We start from the raw sequence: 21,541 nt of genomic DNA, 5'->3' as shown, positions 1-21,541 counted from the left end.
ATATTCAGGACTTCATTGCTCGTCTCACTCGAGTGCTTTAGACTTAATGTCATGGATCAAATTAATTTCTGGATTGGCATGATCGCCACAGTCGCCTTTGCTGTTACAGGGGTTCTAGCAATTTCCGATCGTGGCGTCGATTTATTTGGCGTTTTAGTTTTGGGCGTGATTACAGCAATTGGTGGCGGTACGATTCGTGACATGATTTTGGATGTCCCAGCTTTTTGGTCAATTTCGCAAATTTATATCTGGGTTGCTCTTGGTGCTTGTGTGTTGACGTTTGTGGCGGAATCGTTTTTTACTCAACCGCAGATCTATCGGACGATGCTTTACATAGATGGTCTAGGCGCGGCTTTATTTGGGATTCAAGGAGCGGATAAGGTCTGGAATCTAGGATTCGGTTTACCAGTAGCCCCTGTCATTTTGGGTGTGGTTACTGCTATTGGCGGTGGACTATTGCGAGATATCTTGGCGGGTAGAAAAACTTTACTCATGTCCCATGAGTTATATGCTATCCCTGTGACTATTGGATGCACCCTCTATGTATTAGCGCTGAATTATTTGCCGCAATACACGCTAGAAGCTTCGGTTGTTTGCATGCTCGCCATATTTGGATTACGCGTAGCTGCCATTCATTGGGATCTACGCGTACCCAAATTATTTATTACTAATAAGCGCTAACTGCTCCATCGCTACGTGGGTCCCAGCCGCCACGCAAGGTTCCAGAGGGCTCTCGAATAATGCAGCCTGCATGCCCTACAGTTTCATCAAAAGCATCTAGCATTTCAATTTCATGTCCAAGAGCATGGAGCTCTTTAGCAACCCAAGGGTTAAAACGCGACTCGAGTTTTAAGCTATCGCTGGTTTGTCCCCAGGTTCGTCCCAATAGCCAGCGAGGACGACTAATTGCATCTTGAGGATCAAGTCCATATGTGGCTGTGCGCGTAAATACTGCACATTGTGTTTGGGGTTGTCCATCGCCTCCCATCGTTCCATAAACCATGGAACGTCCGTCTTTAAATAAAGCCATGGCTGGATTTAATGTGTGGAACGGCTTGCGATAGGGCTCTAAGTGATTCAGTGTTTTAGGATCCAATGAAAAACTACAGCCACGATTTTGCCAATTGACGCCGGATTTCGGTAACACAATTCCTGCGCCAAATTCATGATAGATACTTTGAATGAAAGAAACGCAGTTGCCTTCACCATCGACTACGCCCATCCAAATCGTGTCGGCAGGGCCCTTACCTTGACCCCAAGGCAAGGCTCTTTCAGGGTCAATATTTTTAGCGAGTTTTTTTAAGAAAGCGGGCGCTAAGAAAGATTGTGCGTGCTTTGTCATGTAAGCCGGATCAGTGACATATTGATCCCTAACTTTAAAAGCTTGCTTGGTAGCTTCAACACAATGATGTACATACTCGGCACTGTCTACTTTGAAGCGCTTTAAGTTGAGTTGATCCAAGATTCCCAAAATCATCAGCGACACGACACCTTGAGTTGGCGGGGTCATGTTGTAGACATTCCCTAGGCTGTGTTTTAACTCCAGTGGATCAATTAATTTTGCATGGTGACGATGCAGATCGCTCAGTCTTAATGGACTACCTAGCTCAGTCAGTTCTTTAGCTAATAGCTCTGCTAAGTCTCCGCGGTAATAATCCTCAGTTCCTTTGCGGGCAATTTGGCGCAAGGTCTTAGCCAGGCGATCTTGTTTAAAGATGTTGCCAACGGCAGGCGCTTGGCCGTTTACTAAAAAGGTATTTGCAAAACCTGGAATATCAATGAGCTCTGCACGCTTCTTGGCAGTTAAGCTTGATTGACTGTGGGTAACTGGCACACCAGCTTCTGCGTAGTAGATGGCATCTGCCAAGAGGCGGGAGAGCGGAAGCTTGCCGCGAAGACCTTGTTGAGAAAGTTTCTGAGCAGCACCCCAGCCAGAAATAGTGCCTGCAACAGTATTGGCTGCAACAGCACCTCTAAATGGAATCGCTTTGGTAATGCCACGCTCTGCGTACCAGTTTTTTGTGGCTAATCCAGCTGCAGCTCCGCAAGCGTCAATGCCCCCCATTGCCTTTCCGGGTGAATGCACTACCCAGAATGAGTCTCCACCAATCGAATTCATGTGGGGATAGACCACTGCAATCGTTGCGGCAGCAGCAATCATTGCTTCTAAAGCGTTCCCACCCTCTTTCAGAACCCCTAGGGCTGACTCAGATGCAAGTGAGTGTGGCGCTACAGCCATTCCGCGAATACCCCATTTTGGTTGCATTATTTGTATATCTCCTATTGCAGGTTTGAGTTATTAATTTAGTAAAGGTAGTTTAGATTCTTGCAGACACCAAATTGAAGCATCAAATCCCATCATCCCAAATAAAGTGCACTTTATGCACTGCATTAGGGAATGTACTGACCTTCTCATGTTGAATATGCTCTACATTGGATTGGTAGGAAAAATATCATTTATTGCATTGCAATGCTGACAAGTCATTTCGGAAATCTTGATGTCCATCAACTTTTAACCATATGTGTGTAGTTAGTATTTTTTTAGGAGGAGTCAATTATGAAAACAAACCGTCGTAAGTTTCTCAGTACAGGAATTGGTGCAGGTGTTGTTGGGGCTACCTTGGGCGCTCCAGCCATTGTGCGAGCGCAATCATCACAAACTTTTAACTGGAAGATGACCAGCGCCTACCCAAAGGGTGCACCGTTTTATATGGACGGCCCAGGTAGCGCAACTGACTTAGCGAAACGGATTGGCGAAATGTCCAATGGTCGCTTAAAGATTCAAGTTTTTGGCGCTGGGGAATTGATTCCCGCATTTGAGGGTTTTGATGCTGTTCGCTCTGGTACGGTGGAGATGAATCATGCTAATAGTTATTTCTGGACCGGCAAAACATTTGCAGCTCAGTACTTTACAGCTGTGCCATTCGGCCTGAATTTCCAAGGGATGAATGGTTGGCTATATGACGGTGGCGGTATTGATCTCTGGAATGAAACCTATGCCCCTTTTGGCATGATTGCAATGCCTTGCGGTAATACCGGCGTGCAAATGACTGGATGGTTCAAAAAGAAAATTAATAGCGTTGCTGATCTCAAGGGTCTGAAGATGCGTATTCCTGGGCTTGCTGGTAAGGTCTATGCCAAGTTGGGTGTTGATGTGAAGGTATTGCCGGGCGGTGAGATTTTCCCGGCGCTTGAGCGTGGCGTGATTGATGCAGCTGAATTCGTTGGCCCATTTCAAGACCGTCGTCTTGGATTGCAAAAAGCAGCTAAGTTCTACTACACCACTGGTTGGCATGAGCCAGCAACTACTTCTGAGCTTTTGATTAATAAAGCAGCTTGGGAAAAGCTACCTAAAGATCTTCAAGCAGTTGTGCAAAACGCATCTGCTGCTTGTAATGTTATTGGTGAGGCATGGTGTCAGCGTAACAATGCCGAGGCAATGAAAGATTTGGTTGAGAAGCAAGGCGTTACTGCTCTGCAATTGCCAGATTCAGTAGTAGCTGCGATGCGCACTGAAACGAAAAAGATTTTGGACGAGTCTGCCGCTGCTGATCCTATGACTAAAAAAGTACATGATTCTTATTTTGCCTTTAAGCGCAATTACGATTCCTGGGCTTCTTACAGCGAGGCAACGTACCACAGCAAAGTTCGCGGTTGATTTTCGTTTTAATCATTTAAGTTAGGAATATCAGTGCATCCTTTGTTATTAAAAATCGCATTGCGTATCGAAGGCTTAATTGATTTCACTGGCAAGGCCACGTCTTACGTGGCCTTGGCCATTGTGGGATTAATAACAGTTAACGTTTTTTTACGCTACACCATGAGCATTGGTTCGGTGTGGGCGCAAGAGCTTGAGTGGCATCTATTGGCGGCATTAATCTTATTCGGTATGAGCTATGCCTTATTGCGTGGCGATAATGTTCGGGTAGATTTGTTCTACGCCAATTATTCTCCTAAGACTAAATATCGTGTCGATATTATTTCTGCAGTCCTCACAATAATTGTGGCGCTGCTATTTATCTACTTGTCCTCATCATATGTTGTCCAGTCTTTCTCGATTGGAGAAATGTCGCCCGATCCAGGAGGTATTCCTTATCGCTGGATTGTGAAGGGATTAATTCCAATTGGCTTTGCTTTACTGGCTTTGCAAGGCGTCGGGGAGCTCTGTCGGGTGATTCTGAATGGCTATAGCACCAAAGGAGGTCAGCATGTTTGATATGCATGTGATGGCCATTCTGATGCTGATAGGCTTTTTCATTTTATTGATGGTTGGGGTTCCAGTTGCCATTACTTTGGCAACAGTCGGATTCGTATTTGGATTTTTAGGATTCGGAACATCCTTGTTTAACTTATTGCCAGCCAGAGTATTTGGCATTGTGGCGGGTTATCAATGGCTTGCAATTCCCTTGTTTATTTTTATGGGAATCATGCTGGAAAAATCTCGGCTAGCAGATGATTTGCTTGATGTGATTGGGCACATAGCGGGCGGTGTTAAGGGCGGTATGGCAGTTGGCATTATCTTGTTCGGGGCTTTGATGGGTGCTACAACCGGCATTGTTGGTGCTACCGTCATCACCTTAGGCTTGTTGACCCTACCAACCTTAATACGACGTGGCTATAACAAGAGTATTGCCTGCGGTGCAATTTGCGCCTCTGGTACTTTGGGTCAAATTATTCCACCTAGTCTCATTTTAATTTTGCTCTCCGACATCATGCAGTTGTCGGTTGGTACTTTGTTTGCCGCTGCAGTAGGACCGGGGCTCATTTTGGTAGTGGTTTATATAGTCTTCATTTTGATTTTAGGTTGGCTTAAGCCTGACTTAATGCCACCTATTCCTAAGGAAGAACGCAGCCGTGTTTCGGGTAAAGAACTCTGGGTGCGTTTTTGGAAAGTCGTAGTCCCGCCAATTATGTTGGTGGTTGCAGTATTAGGCTCTATCGTTGGTGGTGTTGCTGCGCCAACCGAAGCTGCAGCGATGGGTGCCGTCGGATCAATTTTGGTAACTTTTTTATCTGGTCGCTTTAAGTGGGATATTTTGAAGCAAGTTGCAATAGACACCACCAAGATCAGCGCGTTAATGATGTTTATTTTAATTTGCGCACAAGTATTTGCCTTGTCCTTCAGGGGGCTTAACGGAGAAGAGCTTATCTCTGGGATGTTTGAGGTGATACCTGGCGGAATTAATAGCGATATTTGGTTCATGCTCTTGCTAATTTTTGTACTCGGCTTTTTTATTGAGTGGATTGAAATTAGTTATATTGCTGTGCCATTGTTCCTCCCCATTCTTTTGGCGCAAGGTGCAGATCCTGTTTGGGTTGCAATGATGATCACCGTTTGCCTGCAATCATCATTCTTAACTCCCCCATTTGGTTGGGCACTCTTTTATCTCAAAGGGGTTGCTCCACCTGAGGTGAAGATTAGGGACTTATACATTGGTGTCTTGCCATTCCTGTTTATGCAGGGCGTAGCATTGTTCTTAGTTTTCTACTACCCACAAATTTCACTTTGGTTGCCTAAAGTAATTGGTTGGTAGAGAAGTAAATTAAAGAAAAGAGGGGGCTATGCCTCCTCTTTTTTTTTGATCAAAATTTTTTTACTTTGATGGGGAATTACCCTAATTCTGATAAATGAAAGTAATTTTCCAAGAGATAATCTGCAACTGAAAAAAATTAATAGGAATGTTGTAGATGTCACGATCAACTAAGGTCGCCCCCATGACTGCTGAGGAACGCAAAGTTATTTTTGCTTCGTCTTTGGGTACGGTTTTCGAATGGTATGACTTTTATTTATATGGCTCATTGGCCGCCATTATTGCTAAACAGTTTTTCTCAGGGCTAGATCAGGGTTCCGCTTTTATTTTTGCCTTGTTGGCTTTTGCTGCAGGCTTTATCGTGCGACCTTTTGGTGCTTTGGTATTTGGACGGCTCGGAGATCTGATTGGTCGTAAGTACACCTTCCTAGTTACTATTTTGCTAATGGGTGTCTCAACATTTGTTGTTGGCATCTTGCCAAATTACGATTCGATTGGTGTGGCTGCCCCAGTCATCCTCATCGCATTGCGGATGCTGCAGGGCTTGGCTTTGGGTGGTGAATATGGTGGTGCCGCCACTTATGTTGCCGAGCATGCACCCCATGGTCGTCGCGGTGCATATACATCTTGGATTCAGACAACGGCTACTTTGGGTTTGTTTTTATCCCTGTTAGTGATCTTGGGCGCTCGTGAGTTAACGGGTTCTGATTTTGAGGTTTGGGGATGGCGCATTCCATTTGTCGTATCCATTGCATTACTTGGCATATCGATTTGGATTCGACTGTCCATGAACGAATCGCCTGCTTTCAAAAAAATGAAAGAGGATGGCAAGCTATCTAAAGCGCCGCTGACAGAGTCGTTTGCCCGATGGAAGAATTTAAAGATCGTTCTCTTGGCCTTGTTTGGCTTAGTGGCTGGTCAAGCAGTGGTCTGGTACACGGGTCAGTTTTATGCTTTGTTCTACCTTACTCAGGTACTCAAAGTAGACCCCACGACAGCTAACCTCTTAATCGCTGCTGCCTTAATCATAGGTACACCATTCTTTATTATTTTTGGAACCTTGTCAGACATGATTGGTCGCAAGGTCATCATTATGGGTGGCCTGTTGTTAGCTGTTGTGACTTACATTCCGGGCACGCCAGTTTCTGTGTTTAATGCATTAACCCACTTTGCAAATCCTGCCTTAGAAAAAGCAATGGTTACTGCGCCAGCAACAATTACTGCGGATCTGAGCGAGTGTAGTTTCCAGTTTAATCCGACTGGCACAGCTAAATTTACGAGCTCATGTGACATTGCTAAGCAGGTTATGGCATCAAACTCTGCCAGCTACAAAACAATTCCTGGGTCTGTGGGAAGTACTGCCATCATCAAAATTGGTGAAACTGAAATTCAGGCGTATTCAGCAAAAGGAATGACTTTAGAAGAGAGTCAGACGAGAGACGCAGAGTTTAAAAATGCTATCCGTAACGCTCTAAATTATGCGGGCTATCCAGCGAAAGCTAATCCTGAAGAAATCAGTTACGTTCCAGTACTCCTGTTGTTAGCCTATTTAGTTATTTTGGTGACAATGGTCTATGGCCCTATTGCAGCAATATTGGTCGAGATGTTCCCAACACGTATTCGCTACACCTCAATGTCCTTGCCCTACCATATTGGTAATGGCTGGTTTGGGGGTTTGCTGCCAACAATATCATTTGCCTTGGTTGCTCAAAACGGCAATATCTACCATGGTCTTTGGTATCCGATCATCATTGCTGCCATTACATTGGTGATTGGCACCTTATTTATTCGTGAGACAAAAGATGTTGATATTTATGCGAACGATTAGTTAATCTTTTGCTCTGTCAAAAACCCGATCAGCTTATGGTCGGGTTTTTTGTTGTCAAATTAATCCCAAAGATCTTTTTGATTGCCGCGCTGAAAGAGGGCTTTGTTTTGACTGGCTATCGAGGTCAGTCTTTGTCCAGGAGTGAGGGTAATGTTGTCACCTGCTGCAAGCATTCCTGGCTTATTAACCCGCAAGTACCAGCCACTTTTTCCGGACTGCAGCATTGCCTTGGCTGCGCCTTTGTATTTCATCTTTGCGTTGAACTTAAAACATGGCTCTCTGAGTTTGACAACTGTAAATTCAAGTTCACCAATAGTCATCTTATCCCCCACAAATACTGCATCTTCAAGAAGCCCTTCTATGGTGAAGTTCTCACCCATAGAGCCTGGCTGGAGATTGACTATTTTCTTGGTTTCCCTATTGAGAAGTTCATTCCAAAATGCATAGTGTTCGATTGGATAAACATATATCGCTTTTTCAAGACCGCCATGAACTGATAAATCTGCTTGCTCGTCGCCCACAACACCTAAGGATTTGATTTCTACTGGGGTTGCCTGGCTTAGCGTGCTCACTGGCTTTTTATTGATCGCAGAAGCTACGCTTGAGTAATCGGGATGATTTAGTCCAAATAAGGGGCCTGATTTGCCAATAGAGATTGATAGTAGTCGCATAGAGATTCGCTGATAAGATTGAACGATCACATGAAGAAAGCAAATAATGCAACTGTATAGGATCGTAGTAGGGGTGATTCTGGGTATTTGTCTGAGTCAGTCCGCCCTAGCAAAATGGGAGGAAGAGCGCGACCTCACCGTCAACGGCAAAGATGAGCTTGTCTACTACTTTAAAACCAATGAGCAGGGGCAAAAGCTCGTACTCGATAAATATATTAAGCGCCTCATTTTTATTCGGCCCGACCGCCTTCATAAGCGCACAATCCGCTTAATCAAGATCGACGATCAAGCTATTGAAGTGATGAGCGATCCTTTCTCACGCTACCCTGAGCAAACCGCAATTACTTTTGAGAATAAGGATGAGGTGCTTAAAAAACTCTTTTTGGCTAAGAAGATTGAAGTTTTTGTTCGGTATAACCGAGATGAAGCCACCAGCACTTTTCAAATCAAGTAGCATCCTAGCTCAGACCTCACATCAGCTCACCTATTAAAACTCTGGAGCCCTTTTGGACTTTTCATACCTCATCGATCTATTTCTACATCTAGATAAAAATCTGGCATTAGTCGCTAACCAGTGGGGCGTTTGGATATATGCCCTGCTATTCGCCATCATTTTTGTTGAAACTGGTTTAGTAGTGATGCCCTTTTTGCCCGGTGATTCTCTGCTATTTGTTGCAGGCGCCATTGCAGCAGTAGGGGGCTTAGATTTATTTGCTTTGATGGCCCTGCTAACTGCAGCTGCAGTAACGGGTGATGCTCTGAATTACTCCATCGGTAGAAAGATTGGTAACCGGGTTTTTTCTTGGGAAAACTCACGTTGGTTTAATCGGAATGCGTTTGATAAGGCACATGCTTTTTATGAAAAATATGGCCCAATCACTATTGTTCTGGGGCGTTTTATGCCATTTATTCGTACTTTCGCCCCCTTTGTAGCTGGGGTGGCGCATATGCGCTATTCCGTCTTTGTTTTCTATAACGTGATTGGCGGCATTGTTTGGGTTTGCAGTTTGACCAGCCTTGGTTTTTTCATTGGCGATCACCCCTGGGTAAAAAGCAATTTCTCTCTAGTGGCGCTGGCAATGATTGTCATTCCGGGCTTACCAGCTCTTTGGATTTTCATGAAAGAGGTCTTTAAAAAACTCTCTCACAGCACTAAATAAATTGATCGACTTAGTCAAATAAGCTAAAATCTTAGCTTCGGCGAATTAGCTCAGCTGGTTAGAGCGACGGAATCATAATCCGCAGGTCCGGGGTTCAAATCCCTGATTCGCCACCATATCTTCAGGCCATTGCCCAGCGGCAGTGGCCTTTTTCTTAGGTGTGACTGCTTGGGCGTAAGCGATGGCTAAATTTTGGAACTTTGTGCTTTTCCAACTTGGTTGGTTTGCCTGCATTATTGGCGCCGCCAATCATCAGGTGTTTTGGCCTGTTGTCATTACCTTACTCTATCTGACTATCCACATTGCACGCTCCAATCAACCATCGTTGGAGATGAGTCTATTATCAAAGGCAACCTTATACGGAGTAAGCGCTGACTCACTTGTATCTTTAGCAGGATTTTTAATCTTTGAGGATGCTTGGCCAAGCAGCTATTTGTCACCCGTTTGGATGTGGGTGCTCTGGGCTTTGGTTGCCAGCACAATCAACGGGTCACTATCCTGGTTGCGTGGAAGACCCATTCTGGCAGCAGTATTAGGTGCAATTGCAGGCCCAATGTCTTATGAGGCAGGCATCCAAATGGGTGCTGGAGCATGGGGGCCACAAGGGCAGGTGGGCGGCCTCATATTTTTAGCAATTATTTGGGGCGCTGCAATGCCACTTTTCCTATATTGGGATCGCGTAAGAGTGACCCTAGATAAAAATCAGCCATAGAGTCAAAAAAGTTTCTTGCAAATACTACTGTTTTTATATACAGTGACTTCTAAGTTGTTAAAAAGTACAGAAACTTCGGGAAAAAGCCCAATACATAGCGAAAAGGAATTAAAAAATGGCCTTGGATGATAAGAAGAAATCAGCCTCATCAGAGTTTGACGGCATGAGTGGAGACAAGCAAAAGGCATTAACAGCTGCTTTGGCGCAAATTGAAAAGCAATTTGGCAAAGGCTCAATCATGAGATTGGGTGATGCAGAGATTCATCAAGATATTCAGGTAGTGTCTAGTGGTTCATTGGGTTTAGATATAGCCCTTGGCGTTGGTGGTTTGGCACGTGGGCGCGTGATTGAGATTTACGGCCCAGAATCATCAGGCAAAACAACACTTACCCTGCATGCGATTGCAGAGATGCAAAAAATTGGTGGAACTTGCGCCTTTATTGATGCCGAGCACGCCTTAGATGTTCAGTACGCCTCGCGCTTAGGTGTAGACGTTAATAATTTATTGATCTCTCAGCCTGATACTGGTGAGCAGGCATTGGAAATTGCAGATGCATTGGTGCGTTCAGGCTCAATCGATTTAATCGTGATCGACTCAGTAGCAGCCTTGGTGCCAAGAGCAGAAATTGAAGGCGACATGGGCGATTCATTGCCAGGTCTGCAGGCGCGCTTGATGAGTCAGGCATTGCGTAAATTAACTGGCGCAATTAAGCGTACGAACACTACAGTCATTTTCATTAACCAAATTCGAATGAAGATTGGTGTGATGTTTGGCTCCCCTGAAACCACTACTGGCGGTAATGCGCTGAAGTTTTATGCCTCTATGCGTCTAGATATTCGTCGCATCGGCAGTATTAAGAAGGGCGACGAAGTGGTCGGCAACGAGACTCGCGTGAAGGTAGTGAAGAATAAGGTCTCACCTCCATTCCGCGAAGCCATCTTCGACATCATGTACGGCGCCGGCATTTCTAGAGAAGGTGAAATTATTGATATGGGTGTTGAAGCCGATATCGTAGAAAAATCAGGCTCTTGGTATAGCTATAACGGTGATCGCATTGGTCAAGGAAAAGATAATGTGCGCGAGTTCTTAAAAGAGAACCCAGCCATTGCACAAGATATTGAATCGAAGATTCGTGCGAAATTGGGTGTCAAAGCTGGCACAGCAGTAGTGAGCGATGTTTTGAGTGAAGAAGAGGAAGCGTAATTCTTCAATGTCAGAATTAGGTAGCACTGTTAAGAAAAATAAAAAACAAAGCCCGAGTCTCAAAGCTCGGGCTTTGCGCCTTTTGTCTATGCGAGAGTACAGTCGCAAAGGGCTGGCCGCAAAGCTCGAAGAGTCTGCCGCAAGGATGTTGAAGTTTCAGAGTCCCGCAGAGGATTCTGAGGTGCTTGAGCCAGTCATTCCGTTGACCACACAAATTGAAGCCGTTTTAGATGATTTTGAGGCTCGCGGTTGGTTGTCTGACCAGCGCTTTGCAGAGGCTCTGGTCCGACGCCGTAGCGAGCGCTTTGGAACACGAAAAATACAGGACGAACTTGCTCAGGCCGGGGTGGATAGTGCAAAGACCATCGATCTCCTCAGGAATCTCAAGGAAACCGAATACCAGCGTGCCCATGACTTGTGGTTGCGCAAGTTTGGTGCATTGGCAATTGAACAAAAAGAGCGGGCTCGGCAATATCGATTTCTGGCCTCCAAGGGCTTCAGTTCTGATGTAGTCTCCAAGGTGGTCGCAGGACGCCCTGACTAGGGCAATTACGGAGCCAAAAACCCCAAGTTGATGCATTGCAGCATGATAGACTTACAAAGTCGGGTAAAACGCTCGCCATTTTTTGGTTGGAAAGAAAAAACCAAAAGCAGGCGGCTGGTTTTATACGTTCTTATCGCTTGCTAAAAAAGACACCGTTTCGGAGTAATTATGAAAATTCACGAGTACCAAGGCAAAGAACTTTTGCGCCAATTTAATGTGCCTGTTCCAAATGGCATACCTGCATTTAGCGTTGATGAGGCTATTAAAGCTGCCGAAAAGCTAGGCGGCCCAGTTTGGGTTGTTAAAGCACAGATTCATGCAGGTGGTCGCGGTAAGGGTGGTGGCGTGAAATTAGCTCGCAGTATGGACGAAGTGAAAAAGTACGCTTCTGAAATTTTGGGGATGCAGTTGAAGACCCATCAAACTGGCCCAGAAGGTCAAAAAGTAAATCGCCTCTTGATTGAAGATGGCGCTGACATCAAAAAAGAGTATTACTTCAGTATCGTTACTGACCGCGGAACACAAAAGAATGTGATCATGGCGTCCAGCGAAGGCGGTATGGACATTGAAGAGGTTGCTGAATCTCACCCAGAAAAAATTATCAAAGTATTTGTTGATCCATTGATTGGTTTGACAGATGCAGATTGCGACATCATTGCTAAAGGCATTGGCGTTCCTGATGCTTCTATTCCAATGGCACGTGACGTGTTCAAGAATTTGTACAAGACTTACTGGGAAACTGATGCTTCATTGGTTGAGATCAACCCATTAATTCTTGAAGGCAACGGCAAGATCAAAGCTCTGGATGCTAAATTCAATTTTGATCCAAATGCTCTCTATCGTCATCCAGAGATCGTGGCTTACCGCGATATCGATGAAGAAGATGCGGCTGAGATTGAAGCTTCTAAATTCGACTTGGCTTACATTTCACTCGACGGCAACATTGGTTGCTTGGTGAATGGTGCTGGCTTGGCAATGGCTACGATGGACACCATTAAATTGTTTGGCGGTGAGCCAGCAAACTTCTTGGACGTTGGCGGTGGCGCAACAGCAGAGAAGGTTACTGAAGCATTCAAGATCATGCTCAAAAACAAGAGTGTTGAAGCTATTTTGGTGAATATTTTCGGTGGCATTATGCGTTGTGATGTGATCGCCGATGGCGTAGTGACAGCATGTAAAGCGGTGAACTTGACTGTACCTTTGGTTGTTCGCATGAAGGGTACCAATGAGGAGTTGGGCAAGAAGATTCTTGCGGACTCTGGTTTACCAATCATTAGTGCCGATTCAATGGCAGAGGCTGCTACCAAGGTAGTTGCTGCTGTTGCGAAAAACAAATAATCAAGGAACTTCAATATGTCTATTTTGGTAAATAAAAATACTAAAGTAATTACTCAAGGTATTACTGGTAAGACTGGCCAATTCCACACTGAGAAGTGCCAGGAATACGCAAATGGTAAAAACTGTTTTGTGGCGGGTGTAAATCCTAAAAAAGCAGGCGAGTCTATTTTTAACATTCCAATTTATGGAACTGTAAAAGAAGCCGCTCAACAAACTGGCGCTACTACTTCTGTAATTTATGTTCCGCCTCCTGGCGCTGCTGCTGCAATATGGGAAGCTGTTGAAGCTGACTTAGATTTTGTTATCTGTATTACTGAAGGCATTCCAGTCAAGGATATGTTGGAAGTGCGTAATAAGATGCATGCAAAAGAAGCTGCTGGTGGTAAGAAGACATTATTACTAGGGCCAAATTGTCCTGGAATCATTACTCCAGACGAAATCAAAATCGGCATCATGCCTGGCCATATTCATAAAAAGGGACGTATCGGTGTTGTTAGCCGTTCTGGTACTTTGACTTATGAGGCAGTTGGTCAATTAACAGCGATTGGTTTAGGACAGTCCACAGCGGTTGGTATTGGTGGCGACCCAATTAATGGCCTGAAGCACATCGATGTGATGCGCATGTTCAACGAAGACCCTGAGACAGATGCAGTCATCATGATTGGTGAAATTGGTGGGCCGGACGAAGCCGAAGCGGCTCGCTGGTGCAAAGCCAATATGAAGAAACCGGTTGTTGGCTTTATTGCTGGTGTAACGGCGCCTCCTGGAAAACGTATGGGCCACGCTGGCGCATTGATTTCTGGTGGTGCAGATACGGCCGATGCCAAGCTTGCCGTTATGGAAGAATGTGGCTTTAAAGTAACAAGAAACCCTTCAGAAATGGCTGCTTTGCTCAAAGCCATGTTGTAATCAAAGAGACATGCCGATTCGTCGGCATGTTTTTTGTAGCACCTTGTAGTTAAAACTAAAATATAAAAGTACGGAGACATTATGGATTTTTCAGCATTTTCAGATGCCGCTTTTTGGGCAGCATTACTCTCAATCATCATCGCCAATATTTTGTTATCTGGCGATAACGCAGTTGTGATTGCTTTAGCATCTCGCAATTTGCCGCCCGCTCAACAAAAGAAAGCCATTTTTTGGGGTAGCGCTGCAGCCATCATTTTGCGTGTGGTGCTCACTATTACTGCAGTTGCTTTATTAACCTTACCGTACTTAAAAATCGTCGGTGGTTTGCTATTGCTCTACATCGGTATTCAGCTTTTGTCTGATAGCGGCGGCGAAGAGCATATGGAAGCAAAGACTAGTATCTGGGCAGCTATCCGCACAATCTTAATTGCTGATTTAGTAATGAGCTTGGACAACGTTTTGGCGGTTGCAGCAGCAGCCCAAAAGGGACCTGAAGAAACTCGCCTATTGCTCCTCATCATTGGTTTGGCAATGTCTATTCCGTTGATTATTTTCGGTAGCGCAATGTTGCTCAAAGTAATGGAGCGTTTCCCAATCATCATCACTCTTGGTGCTGGACTTTTAGGTTTCTTAGCCGGCGGCATGTTAGTTGATGACCCTGCTATTAAAGATAGCATTCAAGCTGCACTAGGTGATGCAAAACTAGCCTTTGAAGTGGTTGGTATTGCGATTGTGATTTTAGTTGGTAGCTACTTTAAGAAAAAGAATGCCGCTAAAGAGGCACACTAATTTTCTTCAGCATTAATCAGAAAAAGCCGGCCTTTAAAGCCGGCTTTTCTTACATTTGGACGTGTTGAGCTTGTTGGGTATAGACTGGATGATGGGGTATTTAACCTCAGGAGCTTATAAAAATGTCTACGCAAGATCAACAACAAGAATCCGGTTTCACCTTAATTGAGGTGATGGTAGTGGTAGCCATCATTGGCATCTTGGTTGCAGTAGCTGTTCCTAAATATCAAGATTACATTGCCCGAAGTCGCGTTGTGGAGGGTCTGAATCTTGCTTCCACTGCTAAGCTCGCCGTCACGGAGGTATTCTCCAGTCGAGGCGCTGTTCCAATGGATGAGGCAACTCAAGGAGCCTTTACTTTTGCACCAACTCGCAATGTCAAGTTCATTGAAATTGATCCTTCTGGAACCATTGCCATTGGTTATCAAGCCAATGTGGCACCTGTGGGTAAAAACACCTTGTATCTCATTCCCACAAATGAGCCGGATGCGATCATCCCAAGTGCCATGGATTTATCGAGGCCTGAGTCCTCATCATGGTCAGGAGGATGGTCTTGTAGAAGCCCAGATAGCAACTTATCTCCCCAATTAGTGCCCTCAGAGTGCCGACTCACTAAGTAACTTTCTTTGCTGCATAGAGCTAGGGTATCGGGGTTTGGACAAGAGAATGACCTACTTATTTGATCGTAATCAAATAAGTAGGTCAGATCGTATAGACAGTAGCCTAATGACGCGATAAATTGAGTGGTTAAAGTGAAGCAAAGAACAGAGGAAGCCTTGAAGAAAACTAGCCCATCTCGCAGTTTGATTGTGAATCTGACCCAGCAGATGATGCAGGTTCTGCCGTTTTCTGAAATGAAGCCAGAGCATGTAGATTTCTTCATTGAAAATTCGCAGGAGGAGTACTTTGCGCCAGAAGAGGTATTTCTCTCTCCGCAAAGCCCTCCTGTCAATAGATTATTTTTTATTCGTAAGGGCAGCGTTGTCTCTCGTCGCGGTCTTTCCAATGAAGCTGGCGAGGCGCATGAGTTTGAAGCGGGCGAGCTCTTTCCGGTCAGTACTGCAATGGCTGGGCGCCCCCCAACTGCAACATATGCCGCAATTGGTGATTGTTTCTGTTTAAGCATTTCAACCGATGTGATGCGGCGCTTGGCAGAAATGTCGCCCCAGTTTGCTGACTTTCTAAGTCAAAGCATTATGAAATTCTTAGAGCGTTCTTGGCAGGTATTGCAGAGAACCTATACATCACAAATTTTCTCAGAGCAGTCTTTAGAAACCCCTTTGGGAGATTTGCCTCGTAAAAAACCATTGTGTGTCACTCCTAATACCAGCATCAAGGAGGCGCTCACATTAATGCATGAGCGCAGAGTTGGTTCGATATTGGTAGGTGACTCAGAAGAAGGTCTGCAGGGCATCTTGACGCGTTATGACATCTTGGGGAGGGTGACGATTCCTCAGATTGATGTGCAACTTCCCATAAAAGATGTGATGACCAAAGGGGTGAAATCACTCACTATCCGCGATACTGCTCAGGATGCAGCCTTAATATTTTTGCAGCTGGGTATTAGACATATTCCGGTAATGGATGGTAGTGAGGTGGTCAATATTCTCTCGGAGAGAGATTTATTTGCGATGCAGAGACTCTCGCTAAAGCACATCAGTATGGCGATCCGCTCTGCACCAGATTTAGCGAGCGTAGCGCTGTGCGCAAAAGATGTTCGACGTTTTGCGAAGAACCTTATTGGTCAAGGGGTTCAGGCTAAGCAGTTAACCAGATTAATTAGCGATTTGAATGATTTAGTGTGTGACAGGTTGATTGAGCTATACGCACACCAGCACAACATTGATATGAAGAGTTTTGCTTGGATTGCCTTGGGTTCTGAGGGCCGCTCTGAGCAAACCATTGCAACCGATCAAGACAACGCCCTGGTGTTTGCGGGAGAGGCTAGCGATGCTGTACGGGAAAAGTATCTTGCTTTTGCTCTAGATGTGAATAAGGCCTTAGACGTTTGTGGCTATCCATTGTGCAAGGGCAATGTGATGGCAAGTAATCCGAAGATCTGTTTAAGTGAGGCCGAGTGGAATCGTAAGTTTGCCCATTGGATTGATGAAGGTTCTGGTGAGAATTTATTAAACGCCAGCATTTACTTTGACTTTAGAAGAGTTGCGGGCAATCCCGACTTACTTCTGAAAATGAAGGAAATCATTCTGACTCATGCCCCTCCCAATCTGCGTTTCCTGAAGCAGTTGGCAGACAATTCATTACGTATGAAGGTGCCTATTACCTGGCACGGCGGTTTGGATACGATTAAGCTCGATGGTAAGCAGTGCATCGATTTGAAAAAACATGGCACTGCTATCTTGGTAGATGCGGCACGAATTTATGCTTTGGCAAACGCCATACCTGAAACCAATACCAGAGAGCGTCTCATAGCAGTGGGCCAGGCTTTAAAAATCCCTGAGGCAGAGTACATGTCCTGGGTGACGGCATTTGAATATCTGCAGATGCTGCGTTTATCGATTCAGATTGATGGTCATGAAATCGATGGCAATCCAAATGCCATTGAGCTCAATAGCTTGAATAATATTGATCGACGTATTTTGAAGGAATCCTTGAGCGTCACACGAAACTTCCAGCAGCGCCTCGAGCGCGCATTTGGTCAATAAACATGAATATCGATTGGATTAAGGGCTTGTGGGGCGCGGCACCCATGGATCCTTACCGTTGGGTTGTACTGGATGTAGAGACGACAGGCTTAAACACCCGTAAAGCCAGTTTGATAGAAATTGCTGCCATCTGCATTCATTTAGATCCAGTGACCCAAACTCTAAAAATTGACCTGGCTGATAGCTTTGAGATTGTGCTCAAGCAGCAAGCCAGCAAAACATCCGATAAAGAAAATATCTTGCTGCATGGCATTGGGGTGCAGGCTCAAAAGGCGGGTGTTGATCCAGCTACTGCGCTACTCCAGTTTGAGGAGTGGATTGGTAATGCTCCATTGTTTGCCTTTCATGCGGTATTTGATGAGGCGATGATTCAAAAAACCTTTAAGCAATTCTTAGGGCGAAAGCTAAAGAATCCCTGGATTGACATTGAGCCATTGGTAGCGAAGTGCCACCCTGAAGTAAAGGCTAAATACATGGATGACTGGATGCAGTTTTTAGGGATTGAGTGTGCAGTACGTCACCAGGCTGCAGCTGATACCTTTGCCACTGCAGAAATCATGATGCAGATTTGGCCACTATTAAGACAGCATGCCAGCTCAATTGAAGAGATTGAGCAGCTCGAGAAACGTCTGCGCAAATTACCTCGTCACTAGTAAACCCCGCGCAATCCCTGAAGGGCTGGGATTTGACTCAATTAAGTACTTGTTTCTTATAAGGAAATCAGGGGTTAATACCTAGCAATTTTTAGGGTTAATACTAGTTATTTCTTTTGCCAATACCCACGATATTAGCGATTAATGATAAATAGCTGCGTATTTTGCGGTTATTGATCGGATAGGACTCTGGGGAAACCTGGAATTATGGTTATAACTAAAGCGATTCTCTGGAGGGAATATGCAACATTCTCATGACGCTCACGGCTACTGGAAAGCAACCCTGAGCTTATTGACTAAGATCCTGATTGTTTGGTTCCTAGTTTCTTTCGGCGCCGGCATTTTATTTGTTGAACAAATGAATGCATTTCATCTTGGTGGATACCCACTTGGATTTTGGTTTGCTCAACAAGGTTCCATAGTGATCTTTATCGCCTTAATTTGGTGGTACAAGAGCAGTATGGGCAAAATTGACCGTCAGTTCGACGTTCACGAAGACTAACAGGAGATTTTCATGGAATTACAAACAACTATATATCTCATGGTTGGTCTGAGCTTTGCGCTCTATATCGGTATTGCGATATGGGCACGTGCAGGCTCTACTAGTGAGTTCTACGTTGCCGGTGGTGACGTTAACCCAGTAATGAACGGTATGGCGACAGCTGCTGACTGGATGTCTGCTGCTTCCTTCATTTCGATGGCTGGCTTGATTTCCAATATGGGCTACGGCGGCGGTCTCTTCCTTATGGGTTGGACTGGCGGCTACGTTCTCTTGGCGCTTTTGCTGGCTCCATACCTGCGTAAGTTCGGTAAGTTCACAGTCCCACAGTTCATTGGCGATCGCTTCTACTCTAAGACAGCGTCTACAGTGGCAGTTCTGTGCTTACTCGTAGCTTCTTTAACTTACATTATTGGTCAAATGACTGGTGTAGGTATCGCATTTGCTCGTTTCTTGGAAGTGTCTTCTGAGACTGGTATTTATATCGGTATGGGTATTGTGTTTGCGTACGCTGTGTTCGGTGGTATGAAAGGTATTACTTATACCCAAGTAGCTCAGTACATGGTGTTGATCGTTGCTTACATCATCCCTGCGGTATACATTTCATTGGCATTGACTGGTGTTGCAATTCCACAGTTTGGTTTGGGTTCAAACTTGACTGGTTCAGATGTTTCCTTGTTGGCACGTCTTGACACGGTGGTAACTGAACTTGGATTTGGTCAATACACAACCACAACTGCTGGTAGCAAGCTCAATATGTTTGTGTACACACTCTCATTGATGATTGGTACTGCTGGTTTGCCACACGTGATCATGCGCTTCTTTACTGTGAAAACAGTTGCTGATGCACGTTCATCTGCTGGTTGGGCATTGATCTTTATTGCCGCTTTGTACACAACTGCTCCTGCTGTTGCAGCAATGGCTAAGTACAACTTGATTGCTACAGTAAATACAGCTGTTGCAACTAACGGTGATTTATATGCTGTTGAATCAAGCATCAAAGCTGACGCTCGTCCAGCATGGATGTCTCGTTGGGAAAAAACTGGCTTGTTGAAGTGGCAAGATAAGAATGGTGACGGTCGTGTTCAGTACTACAACGACAAAACCAAAAATCAAGCTACTGCTGACAAAGCTGCTGCTGCTGGTTGGAAAGGCAATGAGTTGACAGTGAATGCTGACATCATCGTGTTGGCTAACCCTGAAATTGCGATGTTGCCAAACTGGGTTATCGGTCTGGTTGCAGCAGGTGGTTTAGCTGCCGCGCTTTCTACAGCTGCTGGTTTGTTGATGGCGATTTCTGCTGCGATTTCTCACGATTTGATCAAGAACGTATTTATGCCTGAGATTAGTGAGAAGGGCGAGTTGATGGCCGGTAAGATTGCGATGGCAGTATCGATCGTCATTGCGGGTTATCTCGGCTTGAATCCGCCAGGGTTTGCGGCGGGTACTGTGGCCTTAGCATTCGGTATTGCTGCTAGCTCCTTGTTCCCTGCAATCATGATGGGTATCTTCTCCAAGAAGATGAACAAAGAAGGTGCAATTGCCGGTATGCTTGCTGGTCTATTCATCACCTTGTTCTATGTGTTCGCACACAAAGGTCTTTTCTTCATCAAGGGTACTGAGTATCTTGGTCTCATTGGTGGTGCGAATAGCTTCTTCGGTATTACTCCAGAAGCCTTTGGTGCGATTGGTGCAGGTGTGAACTTTATCGTTGCCTTCATGGTTGATAAAGTTACTAAAGAGCCACCAGCACACATCCAAGCAATGGTTGAAGCTGTACGTATTCCACGTGGTTCAAAAGCAGTAGATGGCGCACACTAATTAGAGTGCATGTCATTGTCGGTACTAGTTCGCTAGTGCCGACTAATAAAAAAGGCCCCCGCAAGAGGGCCTTTTTTATTAGTCTAAAATGAATCGACTTTAATTAAAGAGGTATTCAATGGTTTTTGATATCAGTACAGCCCTGACATGGATTTTATTTCTTGCCATGTTCCCTATCGCGTTTTACTGGTATCGCCGCGCCTGGAGGGTGCTGGTCAAGAAAGACTACTCAGAGGTAGCGCTGAAGGGCGGCAAGTCGCCTAAAAATCCTCATAAATTTGCCCTGATTGTTGGTGCTCTCAATTTGCTCGGGGGCTTAATCATGACTTACGCCATTTTTGGCGTCGTGGTTTTAGGTTTACCTTATGAAACCTGGTCAGCAATTGCTGGTTCAACCTTGTGGATGAAGATTATTTTCGATTTTATTATTCGCCGCCATGCTCATATGGAGCCTTGGGGTAGAAAGAAGAGTTAAATCAATGCCCTGACGGGCATTTTTTATTTCTTCTTCTTGTTCATTCCATATTTGTCTTTGAAGGCTTCCCTGCCGAGGATGACGTAATTTGAGATTGTGCTGAATACCAAGGCAAACACAATAGCGAAAAATAAGCTGATGTTTTCGTTGAAGTACAAAATAGTCATGGTGATGCCAACACCTAAGCTGGCAAGGATTGCAATACCGTTTTTACTGAGTTTTCCTGCCATATATCCTCCAAAATTATTCGGCAATTTTCCATTCGCCAGACTTGCCACCACTCTTCTCCAAGAGCTTGACATCACCCATGACCATGCCTCGGTCTACTGCTTTGCACATGTCATAAATAGTGAGGAGGGTAACTTGGACTGCAGTGAGGGCTTCCATTTCTACGCCTGTAGGTCCGGTGGTTTCAGCTCTCACTTGGCAGCTAATACTGCTGGATTCTGGGTGTAGGAGAAATTCTAGGCTTACATGAGTCAAGGCCAAGGGGTGGCAAAGCGGGATCAGGTCAGATGTCTTTTTAGATGCCTGAATACCTGCAATTCTGGCGATACCGAGAACGTCACCCTTTTTATGCGTTCCTTCCTCTACCATTTTGAAGGTGCTCGGCAACATCGAAATCTTGCCGCCAGCAAGGGCGATTCGGTGGGTATTGGGTTTGTCCCCCACATTAACCATATGGGCTTGGCCGGAGGCATCAAAATGAGTTAGTTTGTTCATGGAATAGGTTTTACCATA

The 21,541-nt window shown here is 45.0% G+C and carries 23 protein-coding genes and 1 tRNA gene; 20 read left to right on the top strand and 4 right to left on the bottom strand.

From position 1 onward, the window contains the following. Positions 1-51: 51 nt before the first annotated feature. Complete coding sequence (locus tag FD975_RS09040) at positions 52-681, top strand: trimeric intracellular cation channel family protein (RefSeq protein ID WP_215302046.1); 630 nt, start codon at positions 52-54, stop codon at positions 679-681. Here the strand turns inward: FD975_RS09040 and FD975_RS09035 are convergent. Next, a complete protein-coding gene (locus FD975_RS09035) occupies positions 668-2,266 on the bottom strand; it encodes a gamma-glutamyltransferase family protein (RefSeq protein ID WP_215302044.1) in 1,599 nt (532 codons plus the stop codon). The two genes, FD975_RS09040 and FD975_RS09035, sit on opposite strands and share 14 nt — an antisense overlap. Before the next feature lie 291 nt (positions 2,267-2,557). Here FD975_RS09035 and FD975_RS09030 point away from each other — a divergent pair, with 291 nt between their 5' ends. The 4 genes from FD975_RS09030 to FD975_RS09015 all read left to right on the top strand — a co-directional run bounded on the left by FD975_RS09030 (position 2,558) and on the right by FD975_RS09015 (position 7,359). Beyond that, positions 2,558-3,658, top strand: coding sequence for a TRAP transporter substrate-binding protein (locus tag FD975_RS09030; protein ID WP_215302043.1), 1,101 nt, complete (start codon positions 2,558-2,560; stop codon positions 3,656-3,658). A 33-nt stretch (positions 3,659-3,691) separates the two neighbouring features. Continuing rightward, positions 3,692-4,216 carry a TRAP transporter small permease subunit gene (locus FD975_RS09025; RefSeq protein WP_251371187.1) on the top strand — a complete coding sequence of 175 codons (525 nt, stop codon included), beginning with the start codon at positions 3,692-3,694 and terminating at the stop codon, positions 4,214-4,216. Next, the gene (locus FD975_RS09020) at positions 4,209-5,534 is read left to right on the top strand and encodes a TRAP transporter large permease subunit (protein ID WP_215302041.1); all 1,326 of its coding nucleotides are present in this window, start codon (positions 4,209-4,211) and stop codon (positions 5,532-5,534) included. Before FD975_RS09025 ends, FD975_RS09020 begins: the two co-directional genes overlap by 8 nt. A 154-nt stretch (positions 5,535-5,688) precedes the next feature. Then, the gene (locus tag FD975_RS09015; protein WP_215302039.1) at positions 5,689-7,359 is read left to right on the top strand and encodes an MFS transporter; all 1,671 of its coding nucleotides are present in this window, start codon (positions 5,689-5,691) and stop codon (positions 7,357-7,359) included. Between the two features lie 59 nt (positions 7,360-7,418). On the opposite strand, the gene FD975_RS09010 is transcribed toward FD975_RS09015, so the two are convergent. Next, positions 7,419-8,030: an MOSC domain-containing protein gene (locus FD975_RS09010; protein WP_215302037.1), complete on the bottom strand. Its 612-nt coding sequence runs from the start codon at positions 8,028-8,030 to the stop codon at positions 7,419-7,421. A gap of 46 nt (positions 8,031-8,076) precedes the next feature. Between FD975_RS09010 and FD975_RS09005 the strand changes: the two genes are divergently transcribed. From FD975_RS09005 to FD975_RS08935, 15 genes are all read left to right on the top strand, one after another. Further along, the gene (locus FD975_RS09005; protein WP_215302035.1) at positions 8,077-8,484 is read left to right on the top strand and encodes a hypothetical protein; all 408 of its coding nucleotides are present in this window, start codon (positions 8,077-8,079) and stop codon (positions 8,482-8,484) included. Between the two features lie 52 nt (positions 8,485-8,536). After that, the gene (locus FD975_RS09000; protein ID WP_215302033.1) at positions 8,537-9,190 is read left to right on the top strand and encodes a VTT domain-containing protein; all 654 of its coding nucleotides are present in this window, start codon (positions 8,537-8,539) and stop codon (positions 9,188-9,190) included. Between the two features lie 39 nt (positions 9,191-9,229). Continuing rightward, a tRNA-Met gene (locus FD975_RS08995) sits at positions 9,230-9,306 on the top strand. A 65-nt stretch (positions 9,307-9,371) separates the two neighbouring features. Next, positions 9,372-9,902 carry a DUF2878 domain-containing protein gene (locus FD975_RS08990; protein ID WP_215302032.1) on the top strand — a complete coding sequence of 177 codons (531 nt, stop codon included), beginning with the start codon at positions 9,372-9,374 and terminating at the stop codon, positions 9,900-9,902. Positions 9,903-10,023: 121 nt separating this feature from the next. Further along, positions 10,024-11,106, top strand: a complete 1,083-nt coding sequence (gene recA / locus FD975_RS08985; protein WP_371743409.1) for a recombinase RecA — start codon at positions 10,024-10,026, stop codon at positions 11,104-11,106. 7 nt (positions 11,107-11,113) lie between these two features. Next, positions 11,114-11,650 carry a regulatory protein RecX gene (locus tag FD975_RS08980; protein ID WP_215302028.1) on the top strand — a complete coding sequence of 179 codons (537 nt, stop codon included), beginning with the start codon at positions 11,114-11,116 and terminating at the stop codon, positions 11,648-11,650. A 168-nt stretch (positions 11,651-11,818) separates the two neighbouring features. After that, positions 11,819-12,988: an ADP-forming succinate--CoA ligase subunit beta gene (sucC, locus tag FD975_RS08975; protein ID WP_215302026.1), complete on the top strand. Its 1,170-nt coding sequence runs from the start codon at positions 11,819-11,821 to the stop codon at positions 12,986-12,988. Between the two features lie 15 nt (positions 12,989-13,003). After that, on the top strand, positions 13,004-13,897 hold the full coding sequence (sucD, locus tag FD975_RS08970; protein WP_215302024.1) for a succinate--CoA ligase subunit alpha: 894 nt from the start codon (positions 13,004-13,006) through the stop codon (positions 13,895-13,897). Between the two features lie 81 nt (positions 13,898-13,978). Further along, positions 13,979-14,686, top strand: a complete 708-nt coding sequence (locus FD975_RS08965; RefSeq protein ID WP_215302023.1) for a TerC family protein — start codon at positions 13,979-13,981, stop codon at positions 14,684-14,686. Positions 14,687-14,808: 122 nt separating this feature from the next. Beyond that, positions 14,809-15,306, top strand: a complete 498-nt coding sequence (locus tag FD975_RS08960; protein WP_215302021.1) for a pilin — start codon at positions 14,809-14,811, stop codon at positions 15,304-15,306. 132 nt (positions 15,307-15,438) lie between these two features. Further along, on the top strand, positions 15,439-17,352 hold the full coding sequence (locus FD975_RS08955; RefSeq protein WP_251371186.1) for a DUF294 nucleotidyltransferase-like domain-containing protein: 1,914 nt from the start codon (positions 15,439-15,441) through the stop codon (positions 17,350-17,352). Between the two features lie 2 nt (positions 17,353-17,354). Then, positions 17,355-18,005, top strand: coding sequence for a 3'-5' exonuclease (locus FD975_RS08950; protein ID WP_215302020.1), 651 nt, complete (start codon positions 17,355-17,357; stop codon positions 18,003-18,005). Between the two features lie 241 nt (positions 18,006-18,246). Further along, positions 18,247-18,507: a DUF4212 domain-containing protein gene (locus FD975_RS08945; RefSeq protein ID WP_215302018.1), complete on the top strand. Its 261-nt coding sequence runs from the start codon at positions 18,247-18,249 to the stop codon at positions 18,505-18,507. Between the two features lie 12 nt (positions 18,508-18,519). After that, positions 18,520-20,325 (top strand): sodium:solute symporter family protein, encoded by a 1,806-nt coding sequence (locus FD975_RS08940; protein WP_215302016.1) that lies wholly within the window; start codon positions 18,520-18,522, stop codon positions 20,323-20,325. A 118-nt stretch (positions 20,326-20,443) separates the two neighbouring features. Continuing rightward, positions 20,444-20,800, top strand: a complete 357-nt coding sequence (locus FD975_RS08935; protein ID WP_215302014.1) for a hypothetical protein — start codon at positions 20,444-20,446, stop codon at positions 20,798-20,800. Between the two features lie 23 nt (positions 20,801-20,823). On the opposite strand, the gene FD975_RS08930 is transcribed toward FD975_RS08935, so the two are convergent. Together FD975_RS08930 and moaC are read right to left on the bottom strand one after the other, a co-directional pair. Beyond that, positions 20,824-21,030 (bottom strand): hypothetical protein, encoded by a 207-nt coding sequence (locus tag FD975_RS08930; RefSeq protein ID WP_215302012.1) that lies wholly within the window; start codon positions 21,028-21,030, stop codon positions 20,824-20,826. Between the two features lie 13 nt (positions 21,031-21,043). Continuing rightward, positions 21,044-21,523 (bottom strand): cyclic pyranopterin monophosphate synthase MoaC, encoded by a 480-nt coding sequence (gene moaC / locus FD975_RS08925; protein WP_215302010.1) that lies wholly within the window; start codon positions 21,521-21,523, stop codon positions 21,044-21,046. Between the last annotated feature and the right edge of the window lie 18 nt (positions 21,524-21,541).

Source organism: Polynucleobacter sp. AP-Jannik-300A-C4 (assembly GCF_018688335.1).
Taxonomy (GTDB): domain Bacteria; phylum Pseudomonadota; class Gammaproteobacteria; order Burkholderiales; family Burkholderiaceae; genus Polynucleobacter.
This window is presented reverse-complemented; position numbering and strand designations above follow the sequence as displayed.

What these genes read in the sequence shown, in the direction of transcription:
- FD975_RS09040 (WP_215302046.1), top strand. Translation starts at nt 52, where the DNA reads ATGGATCAAATTAATTTCTGGATTGGCATGATCGCCACAGTCGCCTTT.
- FD975_RS09035 (WP_215302044.1), bottom strand. Translation starts at nt 2,266, where the DNA reads ATGCAACCAAAATGGGGTATTCGCGGAATGGCTGTAGCGCCACACTCA.
- FD975_RS09030 (WP_215302043.1), top strand. Translation starts at nt 2,558, where the DNA reads ATGAAAACAAACCGTCGTAAGTTTCTCAGTACAGGAATTGGTGCAGGT.
- FD975_RS09020 (WP_215302041.1), top strand. Translation starts at nt 4,209, where the DNA reads ATGTTTGATATGCATGTGATGGCCATTCTGATGCTGATAGGCTTTTTC.
- FD975_RS09015 (WP_215302039.1), top strand. Translation starts at nt 5,689, where the DNA reads ATGTCACGATCAACTAAGGTCGCCCCCATGACTGCTGAGGAACGCAAA.
- FD975_RS09010 (WP_215302037.1), bottom strand. Translation starts at nt 8,030, where the DNA reads ATGCGACTACTATCAATCTCTATTGGCAAATCAGGCCCCTTATTTGGA.
- FD975_RS09005 (WP_215302035.1), top strand. Translation starts at nt 8,077, where the DNA reads ATGCAACTGTATAGGATCGTAGTAGGGGTGATTCTGGGTATTTGTCTG.
- FD975_RS08990 (WP_215302032.1), top strand. Translation starts at nt 9,372, where the DNA reads ATGGCTAAATTTTGGAACTTTGTGCTTTTCCAACTTGGTTGGTTTGCC.
- FD975_RS08980 (WP_215302028.1), top strand. Translation starts at nt 11,114, where the DNA reads ATGTCAGAATTAGGTAGCACTGTTAAGAAAAATAAAAAACAAAGCCCG.
- sucC (WP_215302026.1), top strand. Translation starts at nt 11,819, where the DNA reads ATGAAAATTCACGAGTACCAAGGCAAAGAACTTTTGCGCCAATTTAAT.
- sucD (WP_215302024.1), top strand. Translation starts at nt 13,004, where the DNA reads ATGTCTATTTTGGTAAATAAAAATACTAAAGTAATTACTCAAGGTATT.
- FD975_RS08965 (WP_215302023.1), top strand. Translation starts at nt 13,979, where the DNA reads ATGGATTTTTCAGCATTTTCAGATGCCGCTTTTTGGGCAGCATTACTC.
- FD975_RS08960 (WP_215302021.1), top strand. Translation starts at nt 14,809, where the DNA reads ATGTCTACGCAAGATCAACAACAAGAATCCGGTTTCACCTTAATTGAG.
- FD975_RS08950 (WP_215302020.1), top strand. Translation starts at nt 17,355, where the DNA reads ATGAATATCGATTGGATTAAGGGCTTGTGGGGCGCGGCACCCATGGAT.
- FD975_RS08945 (WP_215302018.1), top strand. Translation starts at nt 18,247, where the DNA reads ATGCAACATTCTCATGACGCTCACGGCTACTGGAAAGCAACCCTGAGC.
- FD975_RS08940 (WP_215302016.1), top strand. Translation starts at nt 18,520, where the DNA reads ATGGAATTACAAACAACTATATATCTCATGGTTGGTCTGAGCTTTGCG.
- FD975_RS08935 (WP_215302014.1), top strand. Translation starts at nt 20,444, where the DNA reads ATGGTTTTTGATATCAGTACAGCCCTGACATGGATTTTATTTCTTGCC.
- FD975_RS08930 (WP_215302012.1), bottom strand. Translation starts at nt 21,030, where the DNA reads ATGGCAGGAAAACTCAGTAAAAACGGTATTGCAATCCTTGCCAGCTTA.
- moaC (WP_215302010.1), bottom strand. Translation starts at nt 21,523, where the DNA reads ATGAACAAACTAACTCATTTTGATGCCTCCGGCCAAGCCCATATGGTT.